16 protein-coding genes and 2 pseudogenes are annotated in these 14646 nt (G+C 38.9%); 1 reads left to right on the plus strand and 17 read right to left on the minus strand.

The genetic code is table 11. The features are described from left to right. Positions 1-42 precede the first annotated feature (42 nt). From NQ550_RS03865 to NQ550_RS03920, 12 genes and pseudogenes are all read right to left on the minus strand, one after another. Positions 43-768: a YkgJ family cysteine cluster protein gene (locus NQ550_RS03865; protein ID WP_015526827.1), complete on the minus strand. Its 726-nt coding sequence runs from the start codon at positions 766-768 to the stop codon at positions 43-45. Between the two features lie 40 nt (positions 769-808). Further along, a complete protein-coding gene (locus NQ550_RS03870) occupies positions 809-1555 on the minus strand; it encodes an LPD11 domain-containing protein (protein WP_242833586.1) in 747 nt (248 codons plus the stop codon). A 196-nt stretch (positions 1556-1751) separates the two neighbouring features. Further along, positions 1752-3110, minus strand: coding sequence for an ATP-binding protein (locus tag NQ550_RS03875; protein WP_015526829.1), 1359 nt, complete (start codon positions 3108-3110; stop codon positions 1752-1754). 86 nt (positions 3111-3196) lie between these two features. Continuing rightward, on the minus strand, positions 3197-3658 hold the full coding sequence (locus NQ550_RS03880; protein ID WP_004223769.1) for an NADAR family protein: 462 nt from the start codon (positions 3656-3658) through the stop codon (positions 3197-3199). Between the two features lie 76 nt (positions 3659-3734). Then, positions 3735-3980, minus strand: coding sequence for a hypothetical protein (locus NQ550_RS03885; RefSeq protein ID WP_004223767.1), 246 nt, complete (start codon positions 3978-3980; stop codon positions 3735-3737). 3 nt (positions 3981-3983) lie between these two features. Next, positions 3984-4670, minus strand: a complete 687-nt coding sequence (locus NQ550_RS03890) for a DUF3990 domain-containing protein (RefSeq protein ID WP_015526830.1) — start codon at positions 4668-4670, stop codon at positions 3984-3986. Between the two features lie 118 nt (positions 4671-4788). After that, positions 4789-5205 carry a hypothetical protein gene (locus tag NQ550_RS03895; RefSeq protein WP_004223763.1) on the minus strand — a complete coding sequence of 139 codons (417 nt, stop codon included), beginning with the start codon at positions 5203-5205 and terminating at the stop codon, positions 4789-4791. Between the two features lie 10 nt (positions 5206-5215). Beyond that, complete coding sequence (gene ligA, locus NQ550_RS03900) at positions 5216-7231, minus strand: NAD-dependent DNA ligase LigA (protein WP_025579059.1); 2016 nt, start codon at positions 7229-7231, stop codon at positions 5216-5218. A 578-nt stretch (positions 7232-7809) separates the two neighbouring features. Beyond that, a pseudogene (locus NQ550_RS03905) lies at positions 7810-8676 on the minus strand (IS30 family transposase); the annotation flags it as partial. Positions 8677-8737: 61 nt separating this feature from the next. Further along, positions 8738-9601: an IS3 family transposase gene (locus NQ550_RS03910; protein ID WP_259838605.1), complete on the minus strand. Its 864-nt coding sequence runs from the start codon at positions 9599-9601 to the stop codon at positions 8738-8740. A 56-nt stretch (positions 9602-9657) separates the two neighbouring features. Next, positions 9658-9951: a transposase gene (locus tag NQ550_RS03915; RefSeq protein ID WP_025581345.1), complete on the minus strand. Its 294-nt coding sequence runs from the start codon at positions 9949-9951 to the stop codon at positions 9658-9660. 87 nt (positions 9952-10038) lie between these two features. Then, positions 10039-10491 (minus strand): annotated as a pseudogene (locus NQ550_RS03920) (helix-turn-helix domain-containing protein); the annotation flags it as partial. Between the two features lie 396 nt (positions 10492-10887). On the opposite strand from NQ550_RS03920, the gene NQ550_RS03925 reads away from it, so the two are divergent. Then, entirely contained in the window at positions 10888-11328 is a 441-nt protein-coding gene (locus tag NQ550_RS03925) for an SOS response-associated peptidase (protein WP_235812326.1), read from the plus strand. Between the two features lie 50 nt (positions 11329-11378). Here the strand turns inward: NQ550_RS03925 and NQ550_RS03930 are convergent, their stop codons facing one another. The 5 genes from NQ550_RS03930 to NQ550_RS03950 all read right to left on the minus strand — a co-directional run bounded on the left by NQ550_RS03930 (position 11379) and on the right by NQ550_RS03950 (position 14639). After that, positions 11379-11939 carry a hypothetical protein gene (locus tag NQ550_RS03930; protein ID WP_025580515.1) on the minus strand — a complete coding sequence of 187 codons (561 nt, stop codon included), beginning with the start codon at positions 11937-11939 and terminating at the stop codon, positions 11379-11381. Then, positions 11936-12178, minus strand: a complete 243-nt coding sequence (locus NQ550_RS03935; RefSeq protein WP_015526832.1) for a hypothetical protein — start codon at positions 12176-12178, stop codon at positions 11936-11938. The genes NQ550_RS03930 and NQ550_RS03935 overlap by 4 nt, the downstream gene beginning before the upstream one ends. Before the next feature lie 55 nt (positions 12179-12233). After that, positions 12234-13289 carry a TRM11 family methyltransferase gene (locus NQ550_RS03940; RefSeq protein WP_025580516.1) on the minus strand — a complete coding sequence of 352 codons (1056 nt, stop codon included), beginning with the start codon at positions 13287-13289 and terminating at the stop codon, positions 12234-12236. 1 nt (position 13290) lies between these two features. Then, complete coding sequence (locus NQ550_RS03945; protein WP_025580517.1) at positions 13291-13839, minus strand: AbrB/MazE/SpoVT family DNA-binding domain-containing protein; 549 nt, start codon at positions 13837-13839, stop codon at positions 13291-13293. A gap of 62 nt (positions 13840-13901) precedes the next feature. Further along, entirely contained in the window at positions 13902-14639 is a 738-nt protein-coding gene (locus NQ550_RS03950) for a hypothetical protein (protein WP_025580519.1), read from the minus strand. Positions 14640-14646 lie beyond the last annotated feature (7 nt).

Raw genomic sequence — 14646 nt, forward strand, 5'->3', positions numbered from 1 at the left:
AGAGCCGTCCAAAACTGGTCGGCTCAAAGTATTTATAGTTGTTTATGATTTCTTAGGAATGTCAACAGTTCCTAGTGTTTCAATTAAGGATAGGATTGCATCTGAATTTTGCTGAAATTGCGTTTGAAAATCTTCTGTAATATCATAGTTCAGATACAGAGTTATCAAAGTAGCATTCCATATTGAAATCATGGTCTTTTCTGATATGTGTTCTTCCAGAAATTGTAGATGTTTGCAGAGTGTTGCCTGTGTTCTTGTCCATGTAAAGAAATAGTCATCTTTTAGTGGAATGTTAAAACTACGAAACCATTCCCGGACGGTATGTGTTTCGATTCCGTCTCCGCACTCAGGATTATTAAAGATATATCCAACAGACAGTTCTTCTGGATTTTTCGGAAAACTATCATCCGCAGAAAGGGTAAGATACCGACCAATCGGAAACATGGCACAGACAGTCGGTTTTACATCATGAACCAAACATTTCTGATCCTTTAATAAAGGGCAGCGTTTGACACTTCCTTGTGGTCTCAGGCGGACTATCGGGAAACGGGAGTTACATCCAATATAAGTTTCACAATATTGTTCCAAGGCTTCCGCTGGTGTAATTTGAAATTTTTTTGCTATGTTAAACAGATCTTTCGGGGATAAGAGAATATCCTCCCGGTGAATGCAGCACTTTCCGCATTGGGTACAGTGAAATGTAAATGTATCATCGAGACCGATTTCTTCATATCCTAATTGTTCTTTTAGTTCTTTTATTGAATTCATAATCATTCTCCTTAAAAAAAATATTTTTATGGCGGTTCTATTATTTTGTGTCTGAACACATTGCTTTTTCGTATTCTAGGATTTGTTTCCATGTCAACCATTCTGGTTTCCCATCATCCGGAAATTCATTCCAGAGTTTTTTCATGGCGGCAATTTGTCTGCTTTCATTGTGATAGTACAGATGTCCAGTACAACGGTTTCCGTAATTCAAGTAATACTCACAGTCGCTTTGTAAACGACTAAGCATCATGTACTGAAATTCATAAGGATTTTTCGGTTTATCTGTTAAAATTCTAAATGGTTTCCGGATAGGCATATCCGGTTCTCCATCAAATTCATTTCCGACTGCAGAGTGCAGATGAGGAATTTCAAAGTCACCAAGTTCTACATCTTTCCACAACTTCCCATATTGATCCTGGTATACCGGGCGAGCCCATTCGTCTGTACCAATATAATGAAGAAGACGAGAGGGTTCTTCTGGAATAGAAATCAGTTCATCCGGGGACATAATCACTTCATCCAAAGCAAGATCATCCAGTTTTTTTGGCATATTGTAAAGAGAAGAAAAGCGTTCCTCTAGTTTCCGAATGTCTGCTTCAGACTCAGGAAAATCAAAGCAACAGTGAATATCAGGAGTCAGATTGTCGGTTTCTTTATCTTCGCCGGTATGAATTTCCAAAATAACACCATCCAATCCTGCATAATCGCTGGCATCGGTTGTCCGCACACGTTGTCCAGGTTTGAAGATGACATCTCCCCATTGTAATTCAGTTGTTGTATTGTTCATGTAATTCTTCCTTTCTTGATGGGAATTGGCATTGACAAAAGAGGGAATAGAATAAATCCATACCCCTTTTCCGTAACATCACATCTATGCCAATTCTCATAAATTCATAAATTTTCACTAATTCAGTGCTGTGTTTTTCGTGATCCTTCTAAATAAAAAGAGACCACTCGCAAGTAGTCTCTTCGTAAACATAAATTTAATTAAACTTGTATTGTTCCAATAAATAAATAGGCAGTGTTTCTGTTTTTCCGTCTATTCCTCCTTTGGTTGCCCCTTTTAAATAAAGAAGCTTATCTGCTTTTCCCTGAGCCAGAGCTTTCTGGGCAGTGGAAGCAGTCCCTTTTCCGGCTTTTACTTCTATTAAATATCGGGTGGAAGAAGATAGGCTTTGTGCCAAAAAATCAATTTCTCCGCCTCGGTAAGTAGCAAAAGCTGGGGTTTCAAAGGAAATTTCCGGTGGAAAATCCTGGCGTTTCTTCAGGTTGATATAGACATAATTTTCATTTAATGTGCCTGCAAGTACACGGGAATCGGTACCGGTACGTGTCAGATAATAATTTGCCAGCCCCATATCCATGAAGTAGCAGCGGCTTGCAGACTTAAAATCCAGAATGTCCATTTCTGTTATTTTTGCACAGAATCCAATGATTCCAGAAAAGTACAGCCAGCTAATGGCACGGTTGCAGGTAGCCTTTGAAATATTGCTGGAGTAGTCTTTGGTTACCAGTTTTTGCAATTCTTCACTGATGCTGTCTTCTGAAAATCCTTTCTTTTCACGATTTAAAATACGGCAGATGGAAAAGAAAATATGGGTAAACACTTTGGTATACAAAATATCCGTAAAATAGCGAATGGATTCATTGGTAAAGGTATCAATGATTTTTACGAGTTCGCCTTGAGCTTTTACGATGTTCCGGTTTTCCAGATAGTTTTCGACCACTTTGGGATAGCCACCAATCTGGCAGTACAGCTCATAGGTTTCCTTTAAGCGATTATAGACTTCTGCTTCAGAGGAAACAAGAGATATTTTTTTGTAATCGCCATACAGATTCTGATCATAGGCCATCAAAAACTCCTCAAAAGAAAGCGTATAGATGGTGAGTTTGGTGACATCGCCGCTGGAATAACGGAATTCTGGATCATAAATCCGTCCAAGGTAGCTTCCTGTGATGATGAAATGGGCTTTAAAGTGACGTGTAAACTCCCGGATACGGTTATAAATTTCGGAAGACTCCTGGATTTCGTCAATAATGATGACGGTATCTTCAGAATCAATAAAGTCCGGTTCATATAACTGGAAGGCATCGTGGAGAGGATGCTCCCGCCGTTTTGTTCCAGGTGTCCAGTCGGTTGCCTGTTTATAACATTCCATAAACTGTTTGCCGCTTAATTCAAACAGGTTAATATAAATTTTGTGTTTGTAGTTTTCGTCAGCGAATTTTTGTATCAGGTAGGTTTTTCCAACCTGACGGGCTCCACCGACTTCCAGGGTACTATGACCTCCTTCATTTTTCCAATCCAGAAGACGGTCATAGACAAAACGCTTCAGATACATAAGCACAAATCCTTTCTTTAAAATCTATCTTTCATTATAGCAAAATATTTGCAGTTCATACAGTGCAAAATTGGATAAATTATGTTTTAACATTCAAATTGAAGCTTTGCACGTATATCCATAAGAATTTTGCCCAGATGATTTTCGCCATGACCATTTACAGAACCCCAAAAGTAATCTCCCCAGTTGTTTCCTTCAACAAGGTGACAATTCCCAGTAGCAAGTAATGCTTTACATAGGGTAGGATTCTGCATGAATTTGCACATACAAATTTCATACATGTACATAAGCTTTACACTTTCCCAGTCTGAACGGAGCTGCACTTCTCTTCCCAGTTTTTTTGCATCTTTTGGATTCCTTAATTTGGTAAATTGAAGCTGTTCTTTAGGGGAAATGGTCTTTTGTGCCTGGAAAGCAGCCTCATTATTTGCATACCAGTAGCCCCGGTAATATATCCGGGAAGGATAGAAGTTACTAAGAAAAGCGTATGCTCCATGAAAGTGGTCAATTGTTTGCTGGTAATGATTCGAATAGGTATTAATATACATGTAATCCCTTCTTTCTTATACAAAAAAGGAACCGCTTATGGTAAGCAGTTCCTTCTTAAACATATTTTTTTGTTTGTTATTTGTTTATTTGTGCTTCTTCTTGTTCTTCGTAATAGCGGTCTGCAATATAGCCGGCAGATTCCGCCCAAAGAGTATTTTCTGTATTTTGTAGGGCCTTGTAAGTTTTTGAATGATAAAATTTGCCCATGGCATCCGGAAAGGAAAGATTACTCTTTTCCATAATAATATCGATAACATCCCGGATCTGAATATACAGATTCATTGAAATATCTTTTCCGTTAAAAAAATATTTACCTTCCATGTTTTACACATCCTTTCGAGATTCCAATACCAGATGTTCAAGAGCAAGTGGGGTGTGAAAGGAAACCTGATTATTAACCTTATTATACCGAAGCCTTGTAACCGCTTCATCCACGCTCAAGATACCGGACAAATAAAGTTGTACAGTTTCCATGGTATTATCATCCGCAACAGGCCCAATTACAACATCATAGTGATGCTGGATATCGCCGACAGTACGGTTGAGTTTGACAAACTCCAACCATTCCTTGTCCAAGGTGGCAAAATGTTTGATTTTTAGTTCCTCGGATTGCTGGAAGATATACCGATACACATATTTGCCGCCAGTATGAGTACGCAAGTACAGGCGGTTCGCCCATTCATTTGCCTGCTGTTCGAGAACTGTGCAATAAAATCCACGACCAAAATCACGACGGTTATGTGATTTGTTCAAATCGATTTTATCAAATGCAATATTGGAGCCATGGAAAAGAACAAGCGTGGGCGTATCTTCTTCTATAATATCTTCTACGTATTGAAAAGTATCATGAATATCTAATTGGTGCAACGTTTCGTGTTGTACCAGTATTTTTTCAAATACTTGATGTTTGTAGAAAATATTAAAGGCATCGTCTTCTGATATTTGGTGCTTTTTAGCATAATATTCCAGTGCTTCAATTGATAGCATCTCTATATCTGATTGAATACTCATATACGTTATCCCTCCATTTGCTTTCATTATATCAAAAAAGAAGGTGCTTTCCAACGGTAAAATAACTATAAATGTAAAGTTGCAAAAGATGTTTGAAATGGGGCGTCACCCCATTTCACTATCCCCAAACTTCGCCCATGATTTCCACAAGAAAATCATCTAATGGAAAATCGGGAGGAAGTAATTCACCAAACGTTTCTTGAATTTCTTGGATAACTTCCGTATAAGAAGAATACGCCTGTGAAAATAAGTGGGAAGAATTTTTAAGTTCAATGATATAAAATTCTTCTCCTGGATTTAAGTCCAGTTCTTCCTGATCTTTGATCCTCCATACCGTCATAGACTCAGCAGTGCCATAACGACAGCCATCAAGTTTCTCACAAAGATATTCCTGAAAGGCTAAGAGTGATTCTGGATCAGAGAACTCTTTGTATAAATCAGGAAAAACTTCCTCTGTATATCGAAGGATAAGATTAGCAGCCTCTTCTGTAATAAGAAATCCATAGATATGAAAAACGGATGTAATGATACTCATAGATTTCTCCTTACGCAATCATTTCAAGAAACTCATCTTCAGATAAAATCTTAATGCCGAGAGACTGGGCTTTTGCTAATTTACTGCCGGCTTTTTCCCCACAAATTAGATAATCTGTCTTTTTTGTGACAGAACTGCCGGCTTTTGCTCCAAGCTCTAAAATCTTCGAGTTGATTTCATCTCTTGTAAAATGAGCAAGTTTTCCTGTTGCAACGATAGTACATCCTGTAAATACATTTTCTTTCATCATAGTATTCATTTCCTTTCTTTCTTCAAATATAAGTTCTTTTTGGAGTTCGTGCCAGAGAATTAAATTGTTTTCATCAGAAAACCAGTCATGGATATTCTGATTCAGAGTATCACCAAAGTCATCTAACTGGGTGAAATCATAGTCACCAGAGGCAGCATCAAAAAATTCCTGTAGACTGCCGTGGAATACTGTATCCAAAATCCTGCTTTTGGTCCTTCCGACCATAGGAATATCCATGGAAACCAGGAACCGGACAAAGGTAGTATTCCGGCTGGAAGTAATGGAATTCCATAATCTTTCAAAGGATTTTTTACCGAAACCTTCCAACTGTAAGATTTCTTCCTGATGTTCATTTAGATGGTAAATATCCGGAAATGTCTGGAGATAACCCAAAGTCAGGAATTTTTCCAAGGTAGTTTCGGAGAGTCCCTCGATGTTCATTGCTTTTTTTCCAACGAAATGTGTAAAGCGTTTTCGGATCTGGCTATCACAGTTGGGATTGTCACAATGCACCGTTTCAATGAGACGCCCATCATTTCCTTTTCTTTGATAGATACGAGTCTGAGAACCACAGCATGGACATACAGGAGGAACTGCATCTACGTAATGACCACGTTCCAGATTTTCTTCAATATGAGGAATGATCATATTACGTTTTGATACAGAAATTCTACAACCTGGCACCAATTCTAATTCTTTGATAAAGGTCAGATTGTGAAGGGTTGCTCTGGAAACAGAGCATCCGTCAATTTCCACAGGGTCAAAAACTCCCACAGGTGCAATTTCTCCGAAACGGGTGGGTGTCCATTCTATATTGCGAAGAGTGGTTTCGTAAGTTTCGTCTTCAAACTTAAAAGCCAGTCCATCTTTATAATGATGTCCGGTACGCCCGCAGTTTTTGGAATAGTCCAGACTGTCGAAAATCATTACAATTCCGTCAATAGGCAGATGTTTTTTGCCTGCCAGATCAGTCAGCCTTTCAATATACTGATTTACAAGTTCCGAGGTTAAGGGATGGTTTGCAGCAATATAAGGACAAGGCTGAAAACCATAGTCAAACAGGCTGGAAATTTTCATAGCTCTGCTGTCTGGAAAGAGAAATGGAGAGTCCAGACCTTCCAGAACATTAAAAGGCATAAAGTGCAGACAGCGCCCTGCACAATTTGCCGGATCAAGACTTCGCACAGAGCCAGAAGCCAGATTTCGCCCATTTTTGTAAGGTTCTCCTTTTCCATCTCGGAGGGTTTCTTTTAAACGCTCAAAGTCATTGGTTGGGATGAAGGATTCTCCAACAATCACCAGCCGGCCTTTATATGGAATTGAGAGAGGGACATCAACGTATGCAGGGATGTTATGGGTGATAAGTTCCCCAATTTCTCCGTCGCCACGCGTGGAAGCCTCTACAAGTGTTCCATTTTCGTAGACCAATTTAGTCGTTAATCCGTCCAACTTCAGCATAAACAGAACTGGCTGCTTACCGGCAAAACTTATCAAGTCCTGTACCTGCTTTGTCTTATCTAAAGAGAGCAAAGGGACCGGATGCTTTACTTTGGGAAGTTCACTGATGGGAGTATAGCCTACGGTTTGTGTCGGTGAATTGGATAAGACAAAGCCTGTCTGCTTTTCTAATTCCACTAATTCATCGAAGATTCGGTCATATTCCGCATCACTGATATTCGGACTGTTCTCATTATAATAAGCGTTACGCTGTAAATTCAGATAGTCCACCAGTTGTTTGATTTTTTCCACGTTTGATAATTCATTAGAGTGGTTCATTTTATTCTTGTCTCCTTTTCTATGGTATAGTTGTAATTCTTATTTGTTCCGGCTTTCATTCCTCCTTTCTTTGCGTTCAGGCATAAAAAAAGAGAATGACATGGATGTTCATTCTTTAATGCGTGCAGTTTCCTGCAAAATAAAAAAAGCCAGAAGTCCCTGCTGGTAGCGTGGTATACTTCTGACACTTTTACAAACCTAAACTGCGTGCGTATATCCTTTCCGGATGACACAAATAATAATTACATAGTAAGTGTAATACTATATATAGTATGTGTCAATATAAAACCACTATATATTGTTTAATCTGAGAAGAAAATTACTATATATAGAGAAAGACTTAAATGAAAAACTAAATTCCAGCTGTGGATTATCTCAGTAACTATGCGGGATTAAATTCTGTAATGCACCTTAACAATTCTATTTTTTTGTCTTATAATAAACCTGTAAGCACTCATGATTTATGTTTTTATGCATACTAACCGGGCATCTGAAAATAGTGTGCGAGACTAAATTCCACATGCCTTATGTGCAAGACTAAATTCTGGTGCAGTGAAATCTGCCTGTGCTTTACTATTTTATTTTATAAGTTTTGGACTAAGCATAACATCATCAGGTGCGATTGCCTTTAATCCTAATGCTTTGTGCAGTTTGTTGTCCAAGAGTAAAAGAGAGAGTTCATATGGGCTATGTCCATTAAGACTGTCTCTTTTTTCGTTGTTTATGTGATTCATCATAAGTCTGACTTTCTCGTCATTTAAATCAGCGAATGAACTCCCTTTCGGACGGATGTAGCGGATATACTCGTGGTTCTTTTCGCAGGCACCTTTTTGCCAAAAGCTGTATGGATCACAGTAAAAGACCGTCGTGCTTTTACTTCCGTCACAGAATTTCTCCATCTCTTCACGAGCTGAGAATTCTGAACCTCCATCCGTGAGGATCACCGGAAAAAGCTTTTTGAATGCATCCTGTCCTAACACTGTTTCAAGCCATACAAAGACCTCTAACACGCATTCCTGGTCTTGATATTCCAACAGGAACATAAGCATAAGATTGCAGTTGCGGAATGTAAAGGTCAAGAGGGCGCAGCTTTCGCCTTTCATTCCTTCCACGCAGTCCATTTCCACAACATTTATATCTGGATGATCTTTCATATAATTCTGGAAATTTTCGTAGTTATGACCTTGACGATAAGAACGATCTTTTGCACTGGTCTGTGTAGGTTTCTTGCGTTTCTTATAACGTACAGAACGTCTTAAGTCACCATTGCGGACATCGAATACACAATCATTGATGTAGGAGTAAAGTGTTCTTCTGGAGCAACCCAATTCTTCTGCATGAGTAGCATAAATATGACCGATGGACTGATGCTTCTCCTTGATCAATGGAACCAATAAATCATTCATGGATTGAATGCTTTCCGGAGTCTGGTTAATGCCGACTCTGGTCTTATGTCAAGAAAAAGTACAAATTAAATACAACCAATTTTCTCTTTTTATGTAATTGTTAACTTGCTAAGCTTGTTACAGTCGTTTCCAGATTTTTTAGATATTGTTCCTCATATTCATTTGGAGATAAATATCCACAATGACTATGAATACGGACGGTGTTGTAGAACGTCTCGATATATTCAAAAATCAATTTATATGCATGAGTATAATTGAAAATTTTGAAACGATTAATCCACTCTCGTTTTAAAAGGGCATGGAACGATTCTATGCAAGCATTGTCCCAAGGATAAGCCTTCTTGGAATAGCTGTGAATCATTCCTTCCGTTGCCTTGTGAAATGCTTCTGATACATATTGACATCCTCTGTCACAATGAAAAATAAGCGGATTTTCAATATGTCTGGACTGTTTTGCCTTTTCAATACATTTTACTACATGAGATGCCTCCAGCGTCTCACTTAGTACCCAGGAAATGATTTTTCTGGAATATAGATCCATAATACTGGTAAGATATACAAATCCTTCATATGTCCAAATATAAGTGATATCTGAGCACCATACAGCATCTGGATGTTCTGGATTAAATTTTTCGTTCAAAATATTTTTTAGTTTCTGGCTTAGATCAGAATCAATGGTTGTTTGAGTATACGGTTTGATCCATTGCGCTTTTATTCCCATTTGACGCATATAATTTCCCACTGTTTTTTCAGTAATAGTTTCTCCGGATTTCCGCAATTCAGCTGCAATTTTAGGAGCACCATAGTTTTGATGTGAATCATCATAAATCTTTTGGATTTTTTCTTTTAAAACAGTTCGACGAATAGACGTGTCCGAAGGAACCCGCTTCTTCCATGCATTATAACCAGATCGTGAAACGTCCAATTTTTTCAGTATCCCGCTGACAGAAACTTGACGTTTCACAGGCAGGTTGTTAATTTCTTCTACATATTTAGATGTAGCAGCGTAAAGAGTTTTTGTCATTTTCCCAGAATACCGATTGCTTTTTTTAACACTTCAAGTGCATCCTTTGTATCGCGTAATTCTCGTTGCAGACGTGCGATTTCTTTTGCTTCATCACTTGCGTAATTGCCTGAACCACGAGTAGGAACAGTTCCTTCATGTTCCTTTGCTGATTTCATCCAAGTCTTTAGTGCTGATTCACTAATTCCAAGATTTTCAGCACACTTACGAAGCGCAATCTCAGGATGCTCCAACCGATATCTTACTGCATCTTCCTTAAACTCTTGTGAATACCTTGTACCTCTTGCCATAACCATTCTCCTCTCTTGATCTATGACTATCATATAATATTTATTGAAAATGGTCATGTTTATTTTGTACTATTTATATTCTAACATCACTCTGCAATCGACCAGCACGCTACGGTACTCATCATGGGCATATTTGGATGAATAAAACTTTCTGGGCATAAGACAATGGGTCTTTTTACCACAGCCATTACATACGTAGGGAGGTTTATTCAGTTTCTCACATTCAGCTGTCTCATATGCGGGACATATATCAGTGCAGCGAAAGGATGGTTTTCTGCAAAGCTTACAATGAATGCCACACATCTTATCACACAAGCATGTCACCTTACAGTTCTTGCGATGAATACATGGCGGGTGAGTGTAACCTGAATCCGGACGTTCTTTTGTATGTGCGTGGAGACGTACTTCCTTTGATATGGTAGATGGATTTTTACCAATAATCCGTCCAATTTCAGTGAAGCTTTTATTCTCAGTAAGACCTTTCTCGATATCAACACGCTGTTCAAATGTTAAATGTTTCTGATTGCCTTTATTTTTCATAATTATCTCCAATCTGCACAGGCAGGCAATCAGCTGCAAGTACATTATACGGAGTAATGATTATCAAAGACAATATGGCAAATATGTGTGCAAAAGTAACTTCGACCTATATGGAATTTACTCTTGCATTTGGTCCAAAACCGGAATTTAGTTTTTCATTTAAGTTATATAGAGAAAGCATGGATATGGAAAATATTATCTCTTGATTTCAGAACGTATGTTCTATATAATGGGATATAAAGGAGGGGAACGTGAGTTTGGAAAAAGTGATTTTTCATATAGATGTAAATTCTGCCTTCTTGTCCTGGGAAGCGGTATATCGGCTGCATCATAGAGCATGGGCAGGACATCCATCCGTCTGAATCTGCAATTGTACTTACAAAGGAGTGTAGGGAAGTGGCTGCAAGGCAGATGCAGTGGGGATTTCCGAGGTTCCAGGGAAAGGGATTGCTTATCAATGCAAGGGTAGAGGCTATACTGGACAAGAAGACCTTTCGGGACAGTGTGCTGCATCGAAGATGTGTGATTCCTGCCCATCACTTTTACGAATGGTGTAAAAACAAAGAAAAATATACTTTTCAAAGTCCAAAGCAGGATGCCACATTATTTATGGCAGGGTGTTATCAAATCTATAATGGTCAAAATCGTTTTGTAATTCTGACTACGCAGGCAAATGCTTCTGTAGCACCGGTGCATGAACGGATGCCATTGCTTTTGGAACGACAAGAACTGGAAGATTGGATTATGGAGGATGCAGCGGTAGAATTTATTCTTGCTAAGAAGCCCATACTGTTGAATCGGACAGCAGAATATGAACAACTGAAATTATTTTCATAAGAAGGGAAACCCATAAAAGTTTCCCTTCTTGACATAAAAAATTCTTGAATTTAGAATCCATTGTTTATTTGTTCTGTTGCTGCAGGCATAGGAGGACTGGATTTTACATAGATTAATAGTTTCCCATGCAGATCCAAATCCTGTTTACTCCATTGCCCATTCTCATAAACCTTTTGGGTAATTGTATTGTAGATAATTGGCGTATCCTCTATACGTTCCATATCAACTACAAGGCAATCCTGAAGGGCAATATATGGATATAGAGCATCCTCAATATATGTCCTTAATTTTAATGCCTGCCTGTGCAGTAGTTCCACATCATACAGTTTTGATAAGGTATAGCCCATTTCTTTGAGTATCCCGGATGTTGTAATGGTTTGTTGGATAACAGAAATCTGCTCTTCCAGAGACACATCTGGATTTATCATAAGCTTTGATAATGTAATTTCTTTTACAAAAGCTGTCGCTGTATCACCAATTTGCTTTTTTAGGGTTTCATAAGGAACCCGATACTGTGTCTGTAAAATTTCAAGTGGAACGTATTCCCGGTTTTTCTTTAAAGTTGAAAGTAATTCACAAAGCTTGCTTCCCAATTCATATATGTTATTCAAGCACACATCACTTCCGATACGGTCTCTGGTGTATGAACCAAATGGTAAATGGTATTTTCTGTTTCGAAAACGATACTGTCATTTGATACTTCCAAAATCGTTAGGATAGGAGATGTCAGAATAGAGAAACCATTGACCCCAGAAATAATAGCACGTTCCCCAACCCGTAGCGGAGAATGAAACCATCCTGAGAGTGTCGTTATTTGTTTATCTTTCACATGGTGCTTTCGATTTGTCATAGTGTTCACACTCCTTTTGTAGCGTCATAGAAAATCTGTTTTTCATGGCTCGTTTTTATGTAACCGAGTAACTCAAACGAAAATATCCTTTCGATACAGGTATATATTCGTCTGGGTGTTCATATAAGGTGGCACGGATACGTTCCTGATAATGCGGATTCTTTTTCGCTTTTGGGTGTTCTTTTAATAAAGCGTACAGGTCTTTTAAAGCCCCTCTTCCTCCAATACTCTCCATTGTCATCCGGATTAGATGATGCCAAGTCAGTGCAAGAATATCTGTATTTTGTACAGAAAACACACCTTCTTGCCGGATGCTGAAGGGGATAATGAAAGAATCCGTTTTTTTCAGCAACAGAGCATATTCTGTCACAATGGGAATGAAAGGCTTTTTGTACGTCCGATTGTCGGAAACACAATTAAACTGGCCCTTTACCAGAAAAGATTCAAAATCACCCATCCGCATTAAATCATGCTGCATACTATAGAACTTACCATGGAGCCGCATGTCGCCTACCAGTATGGCAAGCCTGCCACCTTTCCGAAGTGCCAGGAAAAATTTCCGGATACAGTGATTTAGTTTTTCTAAAAAATCCGAATAGTTTTCACAGCGGGATAGGTCGTCCGGGTGAGGGTTTCCCCAGATATTTCCGGAATACTGGATCATATTATGGTAAGGTGGATGGAAAAAGATGAGATCAGCGGAATCCTCCACTTCATCTTTTAGGGCATTCCAGTTACCTTTTCCATAAGCAGGTGCCGGATTTAGATCATAGAGCAGGGAACGTACCTGATAACGGTCAGCCGCCGCCTTTGAAGTCCCAGAGCCACTCATAGGATCTAAGAGGGTAAAGGTGCTGGTATCTTTTCCGTAATATCGCTTATCGTCCAGGCAATAGCGTAGAAGTGCTGCAATCACTTCGGGAGAGCAGTTACCACGCCACTGGCTGTTACCGCCTTCGCCCCGTTCTGGGTATGCCATGAAAGAAGTCAGTTCCTTTCCCACACGTTTTCGCAATCCTTCCGTTCCAAGCATGTCAGCGACAGTACGCCATTGGGGACCAAATTCAGCTTCTAATAATTGTGCTGCCCGATGCAGCATTAAGTCATTCATTTTATATCACCGTCCTTTCATAATTTTGTTGAATGTAGCGGGAAATCGCCGCCGCAGTCATTTTGGCACAGCCTAAATCCATTTCGCTGAAAGGCTGTTGATTTTTTGTACACAGTAAAAGTCCCAACGTTTCACCAAATTCGTTTTTTTTAGAAATAGGGAAAAAGGCTGATATGGGATATTTTCCTGTCATAGTAGGGTATATGCGTTCCTTTTCAGAGAATAATTTCATCTTTCCCTGTTGCAGAAGCCTTTGAATACTTTCTGTTACAGGCATATTAAGTGCTGTATGATAATTCTTGGAAGCAATGATTTTGGAATGATTACATAACAGGATCCGGCAAGGGACATTACTATGTAAAATATCCAGAAAACTGTCTAACCGGATATCCATAGGGATATGGGAGTCGCATTTACGAAGACAGATGTTGCGTGTGTCAGCTTCCAGCATCAATACATCGCCTGTATGAAGTTGTAGGGCTTTTCTTACTTTGGCAGGAATAATGATCCGCCCTTGTTGGTCAATATTTAGTGTTGTGGCATAATCCATAGAAATCTCCTTTCCTTTATAAAAAGAAGCAGTCTTTTCGGCTGCTTCTTTGTTGAAATTCTTTAAGCGACATACATACCATTCAGATATTGCTCTTGTGGTTGTTCCTGCATATAGGAAGACATTTCATGTGGCTGTATGTTTTGTGCCATTCGTGCTTCCTGTTGCTTTTTAAATTGTTGTTTGCCGTTTTGAATCAGGAAGGATGCAACGTAGTTTTCCCAATTTACGATATAAGAATCAGCACGTTTTAACAGCATATAAAAATCCATATCTGTCAATTGGATAAAAGCACTTTTTTCAGAGATAAAACTTTGAGCCTGCATATAAGTGCCGCCGTTATGATTCTTTTTCTTGATACCTTTTCCGTTATTAATTTGAATTCTCCACGGGCTGGTCAGTATTTCCTGCTGGTTGTTATATACGTGGCGGGAAATAAAAAACTGTTGTGCAGTAGAATAGCCATTGCCATCCGGCACACCAAATATTTTACTTTGTGACCATTCAAATTCAGGAAAGCCAGCGGCAACTCTGGACAGCAGAAATTGAATTTGTTCGGGTGCCAGATGAAAACGGGTGATAATATTTTTATCACCGGTACCACTAGAGTAATCCTGTATGGAGATTCCAATAAGGGAGTGAACTTTATGACCATTTTCTTCAAATTCTCCTTTTGCATGAAGCTGTGCATAGCTGTTATAACTTGTGTAGCGGAGGCGGTCATACAGTGCAATTAATTTTTTACTGGTCTGTACTTTGCATATCTGATCTGTAATTGAGTTTTGATAATTTTCACTCATGTATGTT

The organism is Blautia wexlerae DSM 19850, assembly GCF_025148125.1.
GTDB classification, from domain to species: domain Bacteria; phylum Bacillota; class Clostridia; order Lachnospirales; family Lachnospiraceae; genus Blautia_A; species Blautia_A wexlerae.